Annotated in this window: 19 protein-coding genes; 5 read left to right on the top strand and 14 right to left on the bottom strand. The window is 35.6% G+C overall.

All coding sequences use genetic code 11. The annotated features are described in order from the left end of the window. Position 1: 1 nt before the first annotated feature. From J576_RS06975 to J576_RS06965, 3 genes are all read right to left on the bottom strand, one after another. Positions 2–331, bottom strand: a complete 330-nt coding sequence (locus J576_RS06975; protein ID WP_001024697.1) for a YbaB/EbfC family nucleoid-associated protein — start codon at positions 329–331, stop codon at positions 2–4. A 256-nt stretch (positions 332–587) separates the two neighbouring features. Next, positions 588–824: a hypothetical protein gene (locus tag J576_RS06970; protein WP_002050238.1), complete on the bottom strand. Its 237-nt coding sequence runs from the start codon at positions 822–824 to the stop codon at positions 588–590. Positions 825–1,002: 178 nt separating this feature from the next. Continuing rightward, complete coding sequence (locus J576_RS06965; protein ID WP_004887364.1) at positions 1,003–2,190, bottom strand: O-succinylhomoserine sulfhydrylase; 1,188 nt, start codon at positions 2,188–2,190, stop codon at positions 1,003–1,005. A 134-nt stretch (positions 2,191–2,324) separates the two neighbouring features. Between J576_RS06965 and J576_RS06960 the strand changes: the two genes are divergently transcribed. Beyond that, positions 2,325–3,410, top strand: coding sequence for an alpha/beta fold hydrolase (locus J576_RS06960; RefSeq protein WP_002050091.1), 1,086 nt, complete (start codon positions 2,325–2,327; stop codon positions 3,408–3,410). 122 nt (positions 3,411–3,532) lie between these two features. Here the strand turns inward: J576_RS06960 and J576_RS06955 are convergent, their stop codons facing one another. From J576_RS06955 to J576_RS06935, 5 genes are all read right to left on the bottom strand, one after another. After that, on the bottom strand, positions 3,533–4,300 hold the full coding sequence (locus J576_RS06955; protein WP_002050163.1) for a class I SAM-dependent methyltransferase: 768 nt from the start codon (positions 4,298–4,300) through the stop codon (positions 3,533–3,535). Positions 4,301–4,541: 241 nt separating this feature from the next. Further along, complete coding sequence (locus J576_RS06950) at positions 4,542–4,916, bottom strand: TonB C-terminal domain-containing protein (protein ID WP_002050056.1); 375 nt, start codon at positions 4,914–4,916, stop codon at positions 4,542–4,544. 177 nt (positions 4,917–5,093) lie between these two features. Further along, positions 5,094–5,318: a hypothetical protein gene (locus tag J576_RS06945; RefSeq protein ID WP_002049917.1), complete on the bottom strand. Its 225-nt coding sequence runs from the start codon at positions 5,316–5,318 to the stop codon at positions 5,094–5,096. Between the two features lie 501 nt (positions 5,319–5,819). Further along, on the bottom strand, positions 5,820–6,020 hold the full coding sequence (locus tag J576_RS06940) for a hypothetical protein (protein ID WP_033855538.1): 201 nt from the start codon (positions 6,018–6,020) through the stop codon (positions 5,820–5,822). Positions 6,021–6,148: 128 nt separating this feature from the next. Further along, on the bottom strand, positions 6,149–6,574 hold the full coding sequence (locus J576_RS06935) for a GFA family protein (RefSeq protein ID WP_017392813.1): 426 nt from the start codon (positions 6,572–6,574) through the stop codon (positions 6,149–6,151). 264 nt (positions 6,575–6,838) lie between these two features. Here J576_RS06935 and J576_RS06930 point away from each other — a divergent pair, with 264 nt between their 5' ends. The 3 genes from J576_RS06930 to J576_RS06920 all read left to right on the top strand — a co-directional run bounded on the left by J576_RS06930 (position 6,839) and on the right by J576_RS06920 (position 8,855). Continuing rightward, positions 6,839–7,108: a YARHG domain-containing protein gene (locus tag J576_RS06930; RefSeq protein WP_002049864.1), complete on the top strand. Its 270-nt coding sequence runs from the start codon at positions 6,839–6,841 to the stop codon at positions 7,106–7,108. A gap of 18 nt (positions 7,109–7,126) precedes the next feature. Next, the gene (locus J576_RS06925; protein ID WP_000312749.1) at positions 7,127–7,540 is read left to right on the top strand and encodes an HIT family protein; all 414 of its coding nucleotides are present in this window, start codon (positions 7,127–7,129) and stop codon (positions 7,538–7,540) included. Between the two features lie 253 nt (positions 7,541–7,793). Beyond that, on the top strand, positions 7,794–8,855 hold the full coding sequence (locus J576_RS06920; RefSeq protein WP_002050241.1) for a porin: 1,062 nt from the start codon (positions 7,794–7,796) through the stop codon (positions 8,853–8,855). 104 nt (positions 8,856–8,959) lie between these two features. On the opposite strand, the gene J576_RS06915 is transcribed toward J576_RS06920, so the two are convergent. Continuing rightward, entirely contained in the window at positions 8,960–9,550 is a 591-nt protein-coding gene (locus J576_RS06915; protein WP_002049833.1) for a YidB family protein, read from the bottom strand. Positions 9,551–9,649: 99 nt separating this feature from the next. Then, positions 9,650–10,111, bottom strand: coding sequence for a DUF6231 family protein (locus J576_RS06910; protein WP_002049924.1), 462 nt, complete (start codon positions 10,109–10,111; stop codon positions 9,650–9,652). Positions 10,112–10,150: 39 nt separating this feature from the next. Between J576_RS06910 and J576_RS06905 the strand changes: the two genes are divergently transcribed. Further along, positions 10,151–11,020: a DUF2797 domain-containing protein gene (locus tag J576_RS06905; RefSeq protein WP_002049907.1), complete on the top strand. Its 870-nt coding sequence runs from the start codon at positions 10,151–10,153 to the stop codon at positions 11,018–11,020. A 44-nt stretch (positions 11,021–11,064) separates the two neighbouring features. Here J576_RS06905 and J576_RS06900 read toward each other — a convergent pair whose 3' ends face one another. Genes J576_RS06900 through J576_RS06885 form a run of 4 tightly spaced genes read right to left on the bottom strand, consistent with a single transcriptional unit; the run spans position 11,065 to position 16,098 of the window. Beyond that, entirely contained in the window at positions 11,065–12,183 is a 1,119-nt protein-coding gene (locus J576_RS06900; RefSeq protein WP_002049788.1) for an ABC transporter permease, read from the bottom strand. Between the two features lie 4 nt (positions 12,184–12,187). Next, positions 12,188–13,312, bottom strand: coding sequence for an ABC transporter permease (locus J576_RS06895; RefSeq protein ID WP_002049915.1), 1,125 nt, complete (start codon positions 13,310–13,312; stop codon positions 12,188–12,190). Between the two features lie 10 nt (positions 13,313–13,322). Further along, positions 13,323–15,086 carry an ATP-binding cassette domain-containing protein gene (locus J576_RS06890; RefSeq protein ID WP_002050036.1) on the bottom strand — a complete coding sequence of 588 codons (1,764 nt, stop codon included), beginning with the start codon at positions 15,084–15,086 and terminating at the stop codon, positions 13,323–13,325. Further along, positions 15,079–16,098, bottom strand: a complete 1,020-nt coding sequence (locus J576_RS06885) for an HlyD family secretion protein (RefSeq protein WP_002050169.1) — start codon at positions 16,096–16,098, stop codon at positions 15,079–15,081. Before J576_RS06885 ends, J576_RS06890 begins: the two co-directional genes overlap by 8 nt. Positions 16,099–16,166: the final 68 nt, after the last annotated feature.

Genomic DNA, 16,166 nt, shown 5'->3' with positions numbered 1-16,166 from the left:
CTTAGAACATGCCCGCTAAACCAGGAGGTAAACCCATACCAGAGTTAGCTTTTTGCATTTTTTCTTCAGAAACTACTTCAGCTTGACGCACAGCATCATTCACCGCAGCTGCGATTAAGTCTTCAATCATGTCTGGTTCATCTTGAAGCAATTCTGGATTAATTTCGATACGTTTTACGATATAACGACCAGTCATGGTTACTTTAACCAAACCACCACCCGCTTCAGCGTGTACTTCAGTTTGAGCAAGCTCTTCTTTGGCCTTTTTTATATTTGATTCCATATCTTTTTGCATGCGCTGCGCTTGCTGCATGAGCATATTGATATTCATAAACCTAACTCCGTATCTCTATCAAATATAATTGATAGTCACATAACACTTCAGAACTTAAACTCTTTTAGTCACTCAACTCATCACAAAGATCATTGAGGTCATTACGTTTAAATCAAAATTAATCTGTAATTCTGACACAATAAATTAATGTTTTCTATTGCTATCTATGAAACTATTTTCGCTAACTTATCTGTTTAAAGTTTTCTGTGTAAAACTTTTTACGCTTAGAGCCAGTTCTAAAATTTAAGTGAAACTATTGTGAAGCTTGAAGGTTTTTATTGTCCGGTTTGTATTCATTTAAAGGCATTTTTTGAAAAGAGGCATTTGCCTTTTCTATGGAATGATCTGCATCTTCAACTGATTTGTTCGCATCATTAATTAACAATACAGTTTCGCTAATCTGAGTCGGTTCGTCCTTTTGGGCAAATACTTTGTATCCAACCAAACCAATTGCCCCTATAGCGACTAATATAATTATAGGTTTAAGCATGGTTAAAAAACTCACTTTGTTATTTTTATTAAATTTAGAACTTTTATACGTTGTGATTTTAGAGTCATTTATAACAAAATGTAGTCTTTTTATTTCATTCGTTGTATGTAAGTAACAACGCTATGAATAAAAAGCCACACTAAAATAAGTATGGCTTAGTCTTAAATATATAAATTAATTAGATTAAATCTAATCCACGTGAGATATCACCAATAATATCGTTAATATCTTCTAAACCAACCGAAACACGGATTAGACCTTCTTGAATACCTGCTGCTTGTTTTGCTTCAGCAGAAAGTTTGCCGTGCGTTGTGGTCGCAGGATGGGTAATCGTTGATTTCACATCACCTAAATTACCGGTAATAGAAATAAATTTGGTGTTATCAATTACTTTCCAAGCGCCTTCACGCTCACCTTTAACTACGAAAGAAACAATCCCCCCAAAACCTTTTTGCTGTTTTGCAGCAAGTTCATGTCCTTCATGAGCTGAAAGGCCTGCATAGTAAACTTTTTCTATTTTTTCATGAGTAGATAACCATTCTGCAAGAATTTGAGCACTCTCACAGTGTGCTTTCATACGTAAGCGTAAAGTTTCTAGACCTTTTAGGAACACCCACGCATTAAACGGACTCATAGAAGGTCCAAGTGTACGAACAACACCAAAAACTTCTTCTAGCAATTGATGATTACCGACAACAGCCCCACCTAATGCGCGCCCTTGTCCATCTAAATATTTAGTTGCAGAGTAAATCACAAGGTCTGCACCAAATTTTAATGGTTGCTGTAAAACTGGCGTACAAAAACTATTATCAACTGCAAGTAAGGCACCATGCGCATGGGCAATATCTGCAAGTGCTTGAATATCCGCAATCTCAGCTAATGGATTCGATGGCGACTCAACAAATAAAAGTTTAGTTTCTGGACGTACTGCATTTTTCCATGCATCCAAATCACATAAATCAACAAATGTAATATCTACACCGAACTTGGCAATATATTTTTCAAACAAGGCAACGACTGAACCAAATACTGCTCTTGAGCAAATAACATGATCACCCGCTTTTAAATATGCCATTGCAACTGACAAAATCGCGCCCATTCCAGAACTTGTTGCAACCGCTCGCTCAGCCCCGTCTAAAGCTGCTAGGCGTTTTTCAAACATTGATACAGTCGGATTGGTAAAACGAGAATAGATATTTCCTTGAACTTGACCAGAAAATTTTGCAGCTGCTTCAGCAGCGTTTTCATATACAAAAGATGAAGTCAAAAAAATTGGTTCGCCATGCTCACCTTCAAAACTACGAGTATGTCCGGTACGAATGGCTAAAGTATCAAGTTGGTATTCTAAATCATCAGACTGGTTCATTAAATGTGCGCCTTTACTGGTCATGTACTAAAAAACTATCATCATTTTGAGTGCCTAAGGTATTTAAGGTCAAGGTAAACCTGAAAATTTTCGCTTAGACTTCAATCAATCTTTAGTATAGTTGGTAAAACAAGATGAAACGCTTAAAGTCCCTTGTCCCAGAACAAAGTCAAATCAAGCACCTCTCTACCCGACTATTTCGTCCTCAAACATTAGTATTGTCACAAAGCACTCCGTTTGAAGTAATTGGTGAATTCAATCAAACCCGCGTTCGTTACTATGCGGCTACCCAGAAGCGTTTTAAAGAACCATTAGTATTTGTTGCTCCGCTAGCAATTAATATGGCGATCTATGATTTATATCCTTATCGTTCGCTTGTAAAATATTTTCAAAATGCAGGTTTTGACGTATATCTAGTCGATTGGGGACGTTTGGGCTTTAAAGATAGACATCTTAACTTTTTATCATTTATAGAAGATTTTATTCCTAAAGCTATAGAACTTGTTCGCACCCATTCAGGCAGTGACCAAATTTCTCTACACGGATGGAGCATGGCAGGTATATTCGTTACTTTATATACAGCGCATAATCAACCAAACTATGTCAAAAACCTTATAGTATTAGGTAGTCCAATTGATAGTTATGCTTCTGGTTATATTGGAAAACTCTACCGAACCATAAATAACACTATTGCTCGCAATAAGAAGCTACAGGAGCGTATCTACTCAGGTTTACCAAAGCGTTTGATTCATACACCTGGTATTTTAAATTCTCTAGGATTTAAAATTCTTGATCCTAAAGGTTGGCTCGATGGCCATGTTCAATTACTGAAAAACCTTGATGACCTTCAGTTTGTACAAGAACATGCAACTTTAAGTAGTTTTTTAAATAATATGATTGATTATCCAGGAGGGATTAATCAGGACATGTTATTCAATGTTTGGCTACAAAATCCTTTGAAGCAAGGTTCTATTTTATTAAAAGATAAAAAAATTGAGTTAAAAAATATCGACTGTTCTCTCTTGGTTGGTGCAGGCCGTAGCGATCAATTGGTTACGGCGGATGCAGCTCAACCATTAAGCTATTTAACTAGTAGCCCAGATGTTACTTTTACTCTTATTCCAGGTGGTCATTTGGGACTAATTTCAAGCCAAGCAAGTTCTCAAGAGTTTTGGCCAAAGTTAGAAGCATGGCTAAGGGAACGTTCAACGAAAATTTGATCTTTAAAAAAGGAAAAAGCCCTTACATAAAGGGCTTTTTTATACTTAGTTTTAAAACACAAGTATAAGTTTGATTAGTTTTGAAGATTTGTAATGTTTTAAACATTGCCCCTAAAAGCAGACTAGAAAGATATTTTTTTAAATACGAAGTACCCGACTTTGCTTTCAAAACTCCCGTCTTTTTGAATATTAAAATATTTTTTGACCATATCTGATGCATTCTCTTGTAGATACTTAAGTGTTTTTATTTGGTCTTCAGGAGTTTTCATACGCTGCACCCAGCTATCAAAATCTAGCATGAGTGACTGTTTATCTAAGGTAGTTAACTCAAAACCAGCATCTTCTATAAAGTAAACCCATTCTTTAATACTATAGTTTCTTACATGACTTGGGTCTCGAATAACCTCTATAGTCTGTAAAAACGTATCTAAAATGGGAAAACTTGAGCTGATAATATCAACAAAAATAACGGTACCATTAGGTTTTAAAACACGATTTATTTCTTTCATCGCCGTTGGTACATGTTGCCAGTGATGGGCAGAATAGCGGCTAATCACTACATCAAACTGTTCATCAGTAAACGGCATATCTTCGGCTATACCTTGTTGTACAAAAATATTTTTTATTTTTCGATCATTGGCAGCTTTTGAGACAGTATCAAGCATTTCATGAGATAAGTCGTAAGCAAAAACTAAATCGGCATGATTAGCAACGTTATAAGCCACATGGCCACCACCACAACCTAAATCTAAAACGACAGCATTTGAATATTTCTCAATCTCTTTAATGAACTTATCAAACTCAATCCCTTCAGAGTGAGCTGTGCTGTTCAAATAACTTAAAGATTTATTTTGATACTGTTTTAAATTTATCTCATGTTGATTCAACATGGCTCATTCCTCTTCTTTGATGAATTAACCATAAAAGAAAAAGTGAATAAAAAATAATGATTAGTTTTTAAATAATTAATAAAATAAAGTTATAAATTTATCTTTTAAAGAATATGAGGATAGAGTAATTAAAGTGAGATTGGTTAATAGTTATCTTGTTTATAATTTTACATCCCAAAAATAGAAAACCACCAATTGGTGGTTTTCTATAAATAAAAAGTCAAATTTGTGTTTTTAAAATTTACTTTGCCACAAACTTGATGTTGAACTTTCTTACCTGTTTTCTTACCTCAGGATTAGAAGGCAAAACAAATGGACTTGCACGCCATATTGCCTTTTCAATACTTGATTTGAACTTTGGATCTTCTTTATCTAGAAAAATAATTTGCTCAATCTCACCACTATCACTTAAAAACACTTTAACGCTAGCGCTCATACCTACAGAAGATGGTGGGACATCCCAAATTTTAAATATCTTTTTTTGATATTGTTGCTTATATTTTTCAGCCTCTACAATAGTTTTATCATCACCGCTTTTCACTGGCGATAATGATTTAGAGTTAATAGCACACCCAGTTAATAACAATATTGAAGTTAAAATAATGATATTTTTCATTTATAAAACCAATTTTTTCAATGATTAAGATTTAACATTTTATCTTTTTAAAAACTACCAAGCTGATAGTTTATATTGAATAGTCATTATTAAATACAATCTTAGTAAACTTTATATTTCAGCTAATTTACTCGATTGTTTAGCCTAACTATTCAATTTTAATTTTTAAGTAGTGACTTAAAATGATATTTTGTAACGTGAATTGATATTTGAATGCTCAGGCATATCAGCAATATCCTGCTCAGTAAAAATTCCATGCTCAAGTACTTTTGTCCCATTAAATGCAGTATTAACCGGCGTAATGGGAGACTTGGTAATATAATTTTCATCAGCTTTTTGCGTCAATGATGTGCAACCTTCTATCCCAAATCCAGCAATAAGGACAAATAAAAATTTCTTCATCTGGCTCACCTGTTATAATAAAAATCAAACAATCTAACAAATTATCCTTCAATTGTCACATTTTCAAAACGATTAAGCCTCAATCAAAGCTTTAACAAAACTTAATGAAATGTAAACTAATTTGCATAAAATGTTAAATTGTGTAAAATACCTAAATAATTTAATGATATGTTTCAACTCATGATCTTTCTACTTTTTTTATTTTTATTATTTACGTTTGTGCTTCTTTTAAATGCTCATTACAAACAATAGGAGCATTGATTAGTCATTCATCAAAGATATCTAAATATTTTTTAAAATAATAAGCTTTTACAGCACCCATAGATCAAGTTTAGTCCTCTAAAATTTTATAAAAATAAAAAAGCCCGCTTTGTAAGCAGGCTTTACCCTTTTGATTTTTTGCGCTGATCATTCAGGACTTTTTTGCTGTTTGTGACAGCGCTCGGATATTACACTTATACTTAAAGATTAAAAAGACTAATCTTTTTTAAACTGATGCACTTATTCATCAAGTTCTATCGGATCACCATCTTCTGGACGAATATGTCGTGTGCCGTCATCAGCAGGATCAACACTAGATCCATCCTTATTGATCGAGTTATACATTTCATCCTCTTTTTTATCATCTGTGAATTCTTCATCTTCAAAATCAAGAGGCTCGTCATCATCTTCAAAATTTAAAGGCTTTTCTTCATCTATCATGTGATTCATCCTTTTTTAAGTTATGCCACTTCATGCTTAATTAAATGAAAGATATATTCAACAGTGAACACACATCATTTATGTAAAGAATACTTAAGAAGTATTAAAGATATAAAAACTAAAGGCTGTTATTCAAAGTATTTTAAGAACTCTTCAAGAACAGGTAAATGGACAAAACTTTTATGAGCATCTTCTAGCACGACCCATTCATGTTTTGACTCTATACAAAAATTAAGCTTTAAGTCTGGATTAAATGAGTGTTCCAAAAGCCCTAATGGTATCCATATATAATTTGTACCATTAATTTTATTGGGTACGGGTGAACCACATTTATTACAAAACGATGAGGTAAAACCAGTCTCTTTTTTATAGGTAGAAATATGTTCACTTCCAAATAGCCAATTAAATTGGCTTTCTTTGACCAAAGTAGCCGCATTCGCTCCTGTACCCGTTTGTTTTCGGCATAAACTGCAATGACAGTAATAAACCGTTTTTATTTCACGAGTTATAGAGAATTTTACTTGATTACATAAACAAGAACCAATGTTACTCATATAATGTATTTAATTCATCACTATGAAATTTTTATAATGACTTTAAATATTGATTATGTACATATTTTTATTGTTTAATTTAAAACAAAACCTAACCAATTGATTTAAAATAAATTTAAAAAAAGATATTGATATCTAAAGCTTTTTTGTATTATAAGATCAAATGTGATTTTTAATAACACTTGAGTAATTAATAGTCATTGAAATATTGGGAATAAACCTTATATTGAGTACAGGTTCATACCTTTAACTGAGGAAAAGCTCATGAATAAATTATTGGTTGCAGTATTCACTGGAATGGTAACCCTTGCCGGTTTCAGTGCTCAAGCTGCAACACCTGAGCAAGAATGTCAAAAATTGCAAGACGATTACAATTTAATTTATGCATCAAAAGGTTTTTGTTTTAAAGACCAAGATGCTAAAGAAAAATATGGTAATGAAAATTGTCATACGACTAAGCCAAAATTCTCTGATAAAGAGCAGCAACGTCTAGATGCAATTAAAGAACGTCAAAAAGAATTGAAGTGTAAATAGTATTTAAAGGAATAATACATGGCATATGATGATCAAAATATCTTCGCAAAAATTTTACGTGGAGAACTTCCAGCGATAAAACTCTATGAAGATGATCAAGTTCTAGCTTTTATGGATATTATGCCCCAAGCCGATGGTCATGCATTAGTTATTCCAAAAACTCCTGCAGTAACTTTACTTGATTTACCGCCTGAAGCGGCAGCTTATACCATTCAGATCGTGCAAAAAATTGCGAAGGCAATGGAAACAGCATTAAATCTTGATGGAATTGTTCTTATGCAATTATCTGGCGCCGCTGCTGGACAAACCGTCCCTCATGTTCATTTTCACCTAATTCCAACAAATGTTCACCAACTTGGTAAACATGCTGCGCAATTGGGAGATCAAGATAAAATCAAGGCCTTAGCTGAAAAAATTAAAGCAGCTCTTTGATTTGAAGAGATAAAAGCGGAGCTTAGGCTCCGCTTTTTTATTTAAAAAGTGTAATAAAATCAAAAGAAAATAAAGTATTTCTAATTTTTATTTGTCATAAAACTGTCATTTCTTCTTCACTCCACTGTCACAAAGTTTACAGATACTTCTTAGCAAGTTGGTGAGCTTCTGTAACTTTTTGTACATAAGCCAACTAAAAAATAAAAGTTAGCTAGGCATACGCCATTTAAAAATACCTTTTGGAGAAATCTCAATGAAGAAATTGCTTCTCGCTGCCGCAGTTGCAACTCTAAGCGTAAACGCGGTGCAAGCAGCGCCAACTTTGTACGGTAAACTCAATGTTACCATTGACCAAGTTGACAACAAAAATTTCGATGGTAAAAGTGACGTTACCGAAGTTAACTCTAACGCGTCTCGTATTGGGGTAAAAGGCGAAGAGAAATTGACTGATAATTTATCAGCAGTTTATTTAGCTGAATGGCAAATTAATGCTGATGGTGATGGTACAGATCTTGGTCAACGTAACCGTTATATCGGTATCAAATCAAATAATGTTGGTACATTAAAAGTTGGTAAATTTGACTCTTACTTTAAAAATGCTGCTGGCAACTACCAAGACATCTATAACGACCACACTATTTTAGATATTACCAACACAATGTATGGTGAAGAACGTCTAAATAACGTTATTGGTTTTGAATCTGATCCTAAACTTCTTGCTGGTGTAACATTCAATGTAATGTTCCAACAAGGTGAAACTCCTGCTGATCCAACACCTGGTACATCTGGTAACGATGACAAACGTAACGGTTTTGGTGACTCAGTTTCAGGTTCTATCGGCTACGAAAACAAAGATATTGGTTTAGCATTAGCTGCTGCTGCTAACTACAGCGTACAAGGTAAATATAATGCCTATGGCCTTAGCAATATTTTCTCTGATGCTTACCGTGTAACTGGTTCTTACGATTTTAGTAAACTTGGCGCAACTGGACTTGTATTAGGTGGTTTATGGCAACATGCTGAACCAACTGATGAGCTAACTAAATATAAAGGCTTACAAGAAGATGCATGGGTTGGTGCTGTAACTTACAGAATTGGTGAAACACCTTTTGTAGTAAAAGGCCAATACCAATCATCTAAAGCTTCTGTAGATGGTCAACAAGATCGTAAAATTGATCAATACGGTGTGGGCTTAGACTACAAAATTAATAAACAAGCACGTTTCTACGGTATTGTTGCTCAACAAAAACGTGACTGGCTTGCTCAAGATGACAAACGTACTGTTGTAGGTGCTGGTATGGAATATAACTTCTAAGTTATTAACCATCTTGCATAAAATAAAAGGGCTTGTGCCCTTTTATTTTATTGTACCAACAAAAAAGCCGATAATTTTTATATCGGCTTTTTTTAATCTCAATCTTATTTTAAGAAACTGCTCACAAGATTCATCACGTTTTGAATGTCTTGATTCGCTTCTTGATGATCTGTACTTTCACCCTGTGGTGTTAAAGAATCAATAACCTGAGGTAACACAGACGCGATCGCCCCGTAAACTTGCTCTTTTGGCGCTTGAGTCTGTTGGGCAACTTGTTCAACATCTGCAGGGTTAAATAAACTTTGCAGTTGCTGAGTTGGAACTTCACTATTACTTTGATTTGGATCAACCCAACTTTGAACTTGACTACCTAAACCGGCACCTTTTAACTTTTCTAAAGCAGCCTGTAAACCACCTTGTTGTTGAACCCAGCCTAAGATTAAAGGTACTACAGCAATTAATAAACTTTGTACACCGCCACCAGCTTGAGGTGTATTGTTATTTCCAGTCACTTGACCTAATACCGAACCTAATACTCCACCTAGACCACCTTGAGTACCAGAAGAAGTATTACCACCCATTTGTCCCAATACAGAACCTAAAATTCCACCTAAACCACCTTGACCTGATGCTTGCTGGTTCCCACCTAAAGCTTGCTGAGCCAAAACTTCTACAATATTGCTTAAATTTGTCATGAGTAACTCTTATGTATGGTTTATACAGGAGCATACGCGTTTTTTTGTTAAGACAGCAAAAGCGAAATTGTTAAATTTTGAAAGAGATTAAATAGTCTTTTACCAACGGAATTTATTCCAGTTTTCCGGGTTTGCCCAAAATTTAGAATTAAACCAGTCTGGAACATGTTTATAGGTCAAGATATTAAATTGCCATAAAGCGAAATCACTATCATGTGAAGTTTTATCGATGAGTTGCGTGAACCCCAAAGAACGTAATAGCTGTTCATCACTGCGTTTGCTTACCACAACAATTCGTTTTGCTAATAAATCTCTTAACTTCACTAATAATTGTGATTTATGTACATCGCTAACGCTTTGCATTTCATCTGTATCAAACAATACAAAACCTAAATCATAACGCTGAGTAAAAGGCAGACTTAAAAGCTCAGTTACGGTAAAATAGTGCCATTGAATTGCGTTATTCTGGTCAATTTTCTGGCCAATACAAAGTGCAGTATGAATGGGCTGTTCGTTTGATAAATCGTCTAGCATAGAAGTGATGACATTTTGTTCAGCCATAACTGCAACCCTTAATTGAAAGATGTGAGTTTAAACTTTATGGAACTACAAGGCATTTGCCATAAAATGCATGCAGGCCTAAAAGATGCTAGTGTAACTGATCAACAGACAACCAAGGCAAATGTTGAATACAAATTTGTATTAGACCGTTCAGAAATTGATCTTCCTTTTAATTTAGGACAAGAACTAGAAATCGAATGGACAGGTAATATTTATTGCACATCTTGTGGCGCCAAAACACCGAAGTCCTATTCTCAAGGTCACTGTTTTAAATGTTTTAAAACGAAAGCTGAGTGTGATCTTTGCATTATGAAACCTGAAACATGTCACTATCATTTAGGTACATGTCGTGAAGATGACTTTGCCCACAGTGTATGCTTCCAACCACATATTGTGTATTTGGCAAATTCAAGTGCTTTAAAAGTAGGAATTACCCGTGTTAGCCATATGCCAGGTCGCTGGCTAGATCAGGGAGCAACTCAGGCTTTACCTATTTTAAAAGTTGGATCACGTCGTTTATCTGGTCAACTTGAAACCATGTTTGGTTCCCTAATTGCTGATAAAACTGACTGGCGTAAACTTCTTAAGGGTGAAGCTGAACCTCTAAATATGGTTGAACAACGTGATCAATTAATTGAAGAGTTTGCACCTAAAATTCAAACTATACGTGAAGAGTTTAGCCAAAATCTTGAATTTAACGAGACAGTTGAATTACTAGAAAATGAGTTACCGCGTGAGTTTGTTTATCCTGTTGAACAATATCCTGAAAAAATTAAGTCTCTAAACTTAGATAAAACACCAAAAATTCGTGGTGTATTACAAGGTATTAAAGGCCAATATTTAATTTTTGATATTGGTGTTATCAACATTCGTAAATATACGGGTTACGAACTGATCGTACGTGCATAAGTAAATTTAAAAAGCCCCTAAAATGGGGCTTTTCATTAATACGATTAAGATAATCTATTCCTAAATAGCCAAGCTGCTAAAGGTAAAGTGATCAGTCCAAGTATGATCATTGGAATAAAATTAAATTGAACTTGTGTAAAGTTTGCACCTTCCAAATACACCCGTTGTACCAAATTAATTCCAAACCTTAAAGGATTTACGTAAGTTGCTATTTCAAGTGCTTTTGGCATATTTTCTACAGGTGTCAGTAAGCCTGAAAGCAACATCAAAGGCATAATTAGTAGAAACGTAAATAGCATGGCTTGTTGCATATTTAATGATAATGCAGAAATTGATAAGCCCACTCCAACTATAGCCACGTTAAAACTCAATAAACCAAAATAAAGCAGCCCAATAGAGCCATTCAGGGGAATTTTAAACCAGAACAAAATAATCAATAAAATAATAGTTGACTGCATCAGTCCTACAAAAATTGGCGGCAAAGCTTTACCAATCATAATTTGTAATGGCGTATACGGTGTCACTAATAACTGATCAAATGTTCCCTGCTCACGTTCACGTGCGACTGACAAGGCAGATAAAAGTAGTGTCTGCATCATACTTAATGCCGCAATTAATGAAGGCATTAAGCTCCATCGAGACTCTTGATTTGGGTTATACCATGTTCTTGTTTCAAGGCTAATAGGTAAAGCTGAGTTAAATTTTTGCTGATTAAACTGTCCAACTATTTTGTTTAGATATGACCCTGCCACAACTGCCGTTGATGAGTTCCTGCCGTCAACAATCACCTGTATAGGAGAGTTTTGGTTATTATTTAATTTGCTCTCGAAGTCTGACGGAATCGTGATTACAAGCAATACCTGACGGCTATCAATCTCCTGTTTGATTTGTTCAGTATATTGAAGTGTTGCAACACGCTTAAAAATACCAGAGCCATCTAATTTTGAGATGAGTTCATGTGAGACTTGGCCATTGCTCTGATCTAGAATTGCATAATCCACACGGTTAACATCATAAGTTGCGGCGTAACCAAACAAAAGTGCTTGCATCAGTGCTGGTACAAATAGAATGACTCTATTTGCAGGGTCACTAAAAATAGTTAAGAATTCTTTTTTGACTAAAAAACTTAAGTGCTTCAGCCACGTGATTAATTTTTGCCACATAACTTTATCTCAACCGTTTTTTTAGTGAAAAGTTCACGGCACATATCAAAACAATAATATACCCCAGTAAAAAACCGCATTCTTTAAGCCATAACTTCCAGTCATCACCTCCCATAAATAAGGTTTTAATTAAAATCATAAAATGCGTAGCTGGTAGTAACTGGCTAATAATTTGCACCACTAAAGGTAAGTTACGTGTATCGAAAACAAATCCTGAAAGCATAAGTGCGGGCATAAAACTTGCCAATAAAGCAATTTGACTTGCCTGAAACTGACTTTGAGCAAAACCCGATATGGTTAAACCAAGTAATAAAGAAACAACTAAATAGAGAAATGAAGCCGATAAAACTGAGAATAATGAACCGCGCATGGGTACTTCAAAAATAAAATAGGCAGCAATAATACAGATTACGATATCAATCATGCCGACAACAACATAAGGAATGAGCTTTGCTAATACAATTTCGAATGGTCTTACAGGTGTGACAAATAAGGCCTCTAGTGTTCCCCGCTCCCTTTCACGAGCAATAAGTAAACCAGTTAAAAATGCACCGATTAAAGTTAAAATTAATACCATTAAGCCTGGGACTAAAAACCAAGTACTATTAGCAGATTCGTTAAACCATATTCGTTGTTCAACATTAATGGCACTTGACGTTGCTAATATTTGACCACGATCAACTTGTATAGACGCCGCGGTAGCCAAAGCCCCTGTAATATAGCCCTCCAAAGCTGTTGCTATGGTGGTGGATGTACCATTTAATAGTAGTTGAGCCTTTGCATTACCTTGTTGTATCTGACTCGTAAAATCTGAAGGAAAGTGCAAAATGGCATCAATTTCTCCATCTCGAATGGCCTGTTCTGCTTTAGATAAACTAGGAAACTCTTGACTTGCTAAATATCGCGAACCCTTTAAACCCGCTAAAACCTGATTGATCTGTGGTGAGGACTGATCAACTACGACACCAACTCGTGCCTGATTTAAGTCAAAGGAAAGTCCATAACCAAACAATAAAATTAAAATAACAGGCAAAACCAGACCAATCCCGAGGCTGCTTTTGTCACGAATGAGCTGCTTAGTTTCTTTCCTCACTAACGCTGTCAATCGATTCAAAAATCCAAAGCTCATTGTAGACCTCCTAAACAGCATGCCTTAAAGCACGGGCTTGCTCTACAATTGCTATAAAAGCCTCATTCATATCACCAATATACTTATCTCGACTGGCTAAATCGCGTACTTGTTGGGGTGAGCCTAAGGCCAATAACTTTCCAGCATCTTGTATGGCGATGCGGTCACAATATTCCGCCTCCTCCATAAAATGAGTCGTAATAATGATGGTAATTCCCTGATTTGCTAGCTCGCCAATGCTGTACCAAAATGAACGCCGTGCAAGAGGATCTATCCCGCTCGTAGGTTCATCTAAAAATAAAATTTCTGGTTCATGCAACAGTGCTGCAGCCATAGATAGTCGTTGTTTATAACCACCGGGTAAATCACCACTTTTAATATGAGGTTTTAAATCGTATTGCTCTAATGCATTATCAATTTGTTGATTTAGTTTTTTGCCTGTTAGACCATAGGCCCCACCAAAAAACTTCAAATTTTCTAAAACAGTTAAATTGCTATACAGTGCAAATTTCTGAGAGACATACCCCACTTTGCCTCGTGCCTCAGCACGAGCTGTGCGTAAGTTTTTACCAGCAACTTCTAGATAACCACTACTTGCTGGTAACAATCCACATAACATCCGAAATGTTGTGGTTTTACCCGCACCATTTGGGCCAAGTAATCCAAATATTTCGCCTCGCTTTACATCAAATGATGTATTGGCAACGGCAGTAAAATCGCCAAAGGTTCTGACTAAATCTTTAACAACAATGACGGGTTGTTGTGATTTTAAATTATTGTTTTGTTCTAATTGAAAATTCTGCTCAGGAACAGATACATGTTTTCTTTGCTTTTGAGTCTGCTGCAACAACATCATAAACGCATCTTCAAGTTCGGCTGATCGCCTATGAGCGACTAGCCCCTGAGGTAAAATATCTGTTGATAATTCTTTTTGGCGACTGATAAAGTTTACCTGTTCACCCTTTGGAACAGCATCAATAATGTCAACAGAATTTCCAAGCAATTGGGCTTGTAAAGTCCGTGCCTTAATTTGCTCTGAAAGTTTTACTTTCCATGTTTGTCCATGTGCTATTTCTTTTAATTGCTCAGGTGAGCCTTGCTTTAAAATTTTGCCCTCATACATGATATATACATAGTCACACTTTTCTGCTTCATCCATATAAGCAGTACTTATAATAACGCTTAAATTTTCTTCTTGAACAAGCTGTTCAATAATAGTCCATAAATCTCGTCTTGATAAAGGATCTACTCCAACACTAGGCTCATCAAGCAATAGTAATTCTGGGGAACGAACTAACGTACATGCCAGTCCTAGCTTTTGTTTCATTCCACCAGAAAGTTTCCCTGCTGGGCGTTGAATGAATTGAGTAAGATCCGTTATTTCTAATAACCGTTTAAATCTTTGACTGCGTACATCTTTGGGAACGCCATGTAAATCGGCATATAAATTTAAATTTTCTTGTAGACTTAAGTCTTCATATAGACCGAAACGTTGTGGTATATAACTAATACGGTCTTGCACAGCTTGAGGATTTTTATCGATATCAAACCCAAGCACATTCAGAGAACCTGAAGTAGCTTTATATAGTCCAGCAACTAATCTTAATAAAGTTGTTTTTCCTGCGCCATCTGGGCCAACTAAAGCAGTAAGTTCTCCTTTATTGATTTGCATATCCAAATCATCAATTGCCTTAGTATCTGTTAACTTTTTATTTTCACCTTTAAAAATCATCGATAAATGATGGGCTTGAACCACTACATTATTATCAGTCATGAGCTTTCTCACCTGAAACAAGTGGTACTTTTACAGTCACTGGTTGACCCATTTTCAATTGATCATTCGGGTCATTTACATAAACCCGGACTTCATAAACTAGAGTTGTTCTTATCTCATCAGTCTGTACAGTTTTAGGCGTGAACTCAGCCACAGAAGATATATAGCCAATTTTTCCATTGATAGGTTGATTCGGATCAGCATCTCGAATGACCTGTGCCGTACCACCCATATGAATGGAACTCAAATCTTTTTCATTTGCATATACACGAACCCATTTTGGATCGGTCAAGGCCAATGTATAAACTGCCTTTTGCGCAGTGGTCATATCTCCAACTTCTTGTAGTCGCGCTCTCACAACTGCATTTACAGGAGACTTTAGTACAGCTTGAGTAAGGTTATAGTTGATTAGATCTAAATTCGCTTTGGTTGCGTCATATTGTGCTTTGGTTGCTTCTCGATCCTCTTGTCTAGCGCCTTTAATGACCAATTCTAAATTAGCTTGTCTTTCACGGACCGCTGCTTCAGCACTATGTTGATTACTTTTGGCATAGTCGAGTTCTTGTTGGCTAATTGCCCGACCATCCGTACTACTCACCAATACTTGTAACCTTTGCAGGTTTTTACTGGCTTTATCTAAATCAGCTTGAGCAGAAGCGAGTTGTGCTTTTGCTTGGGTGATTTCTTCAGGGCGAGCTCCGACTTGTTGTTTAACGATAGCTTCTTGTTGAGCTTTGAGTTGTGCTTGGGCTTGCTTTGCCTGAATTTGTAATGCATTAGTATTCAGAGTTGCTAATACTTGACCGGCTTTAACTTTATCGCCCTCTTGAACTAAGAGTTTTTCAATACGGCCCGACTGTTCAAATGCAAGTGAAACTTGGCGTATATCCACGTTTCCATATAGAGTCAAATTACTATCTTCTTGATTCTTAGTCTTATATCCCCACACCCAAAAACCGATGACAACCAGAGCTATAATAACTAGGACTATGGCAATCACTTTTTTATTCATCTTATTATCCTTTATTAAATTCAAATTTTCTTAGTTTAAATTCAATTTAAATTTAAATTACTCCAATC

Source organism: Acinetobacter sp. 766875 (assembly GCF_000582055.1).
GTDB lineage: Bacteria > Pseudomonadota > Gammaproteobacteria > Pseudomonadales > Moraxellaceae > Acinetobacter > Acinetobacter nosocomialis.
Note: the sequence above shows the minus strand (reverse complement) of the source record. Positions and strands in the feature narration are given on the sequence as shown.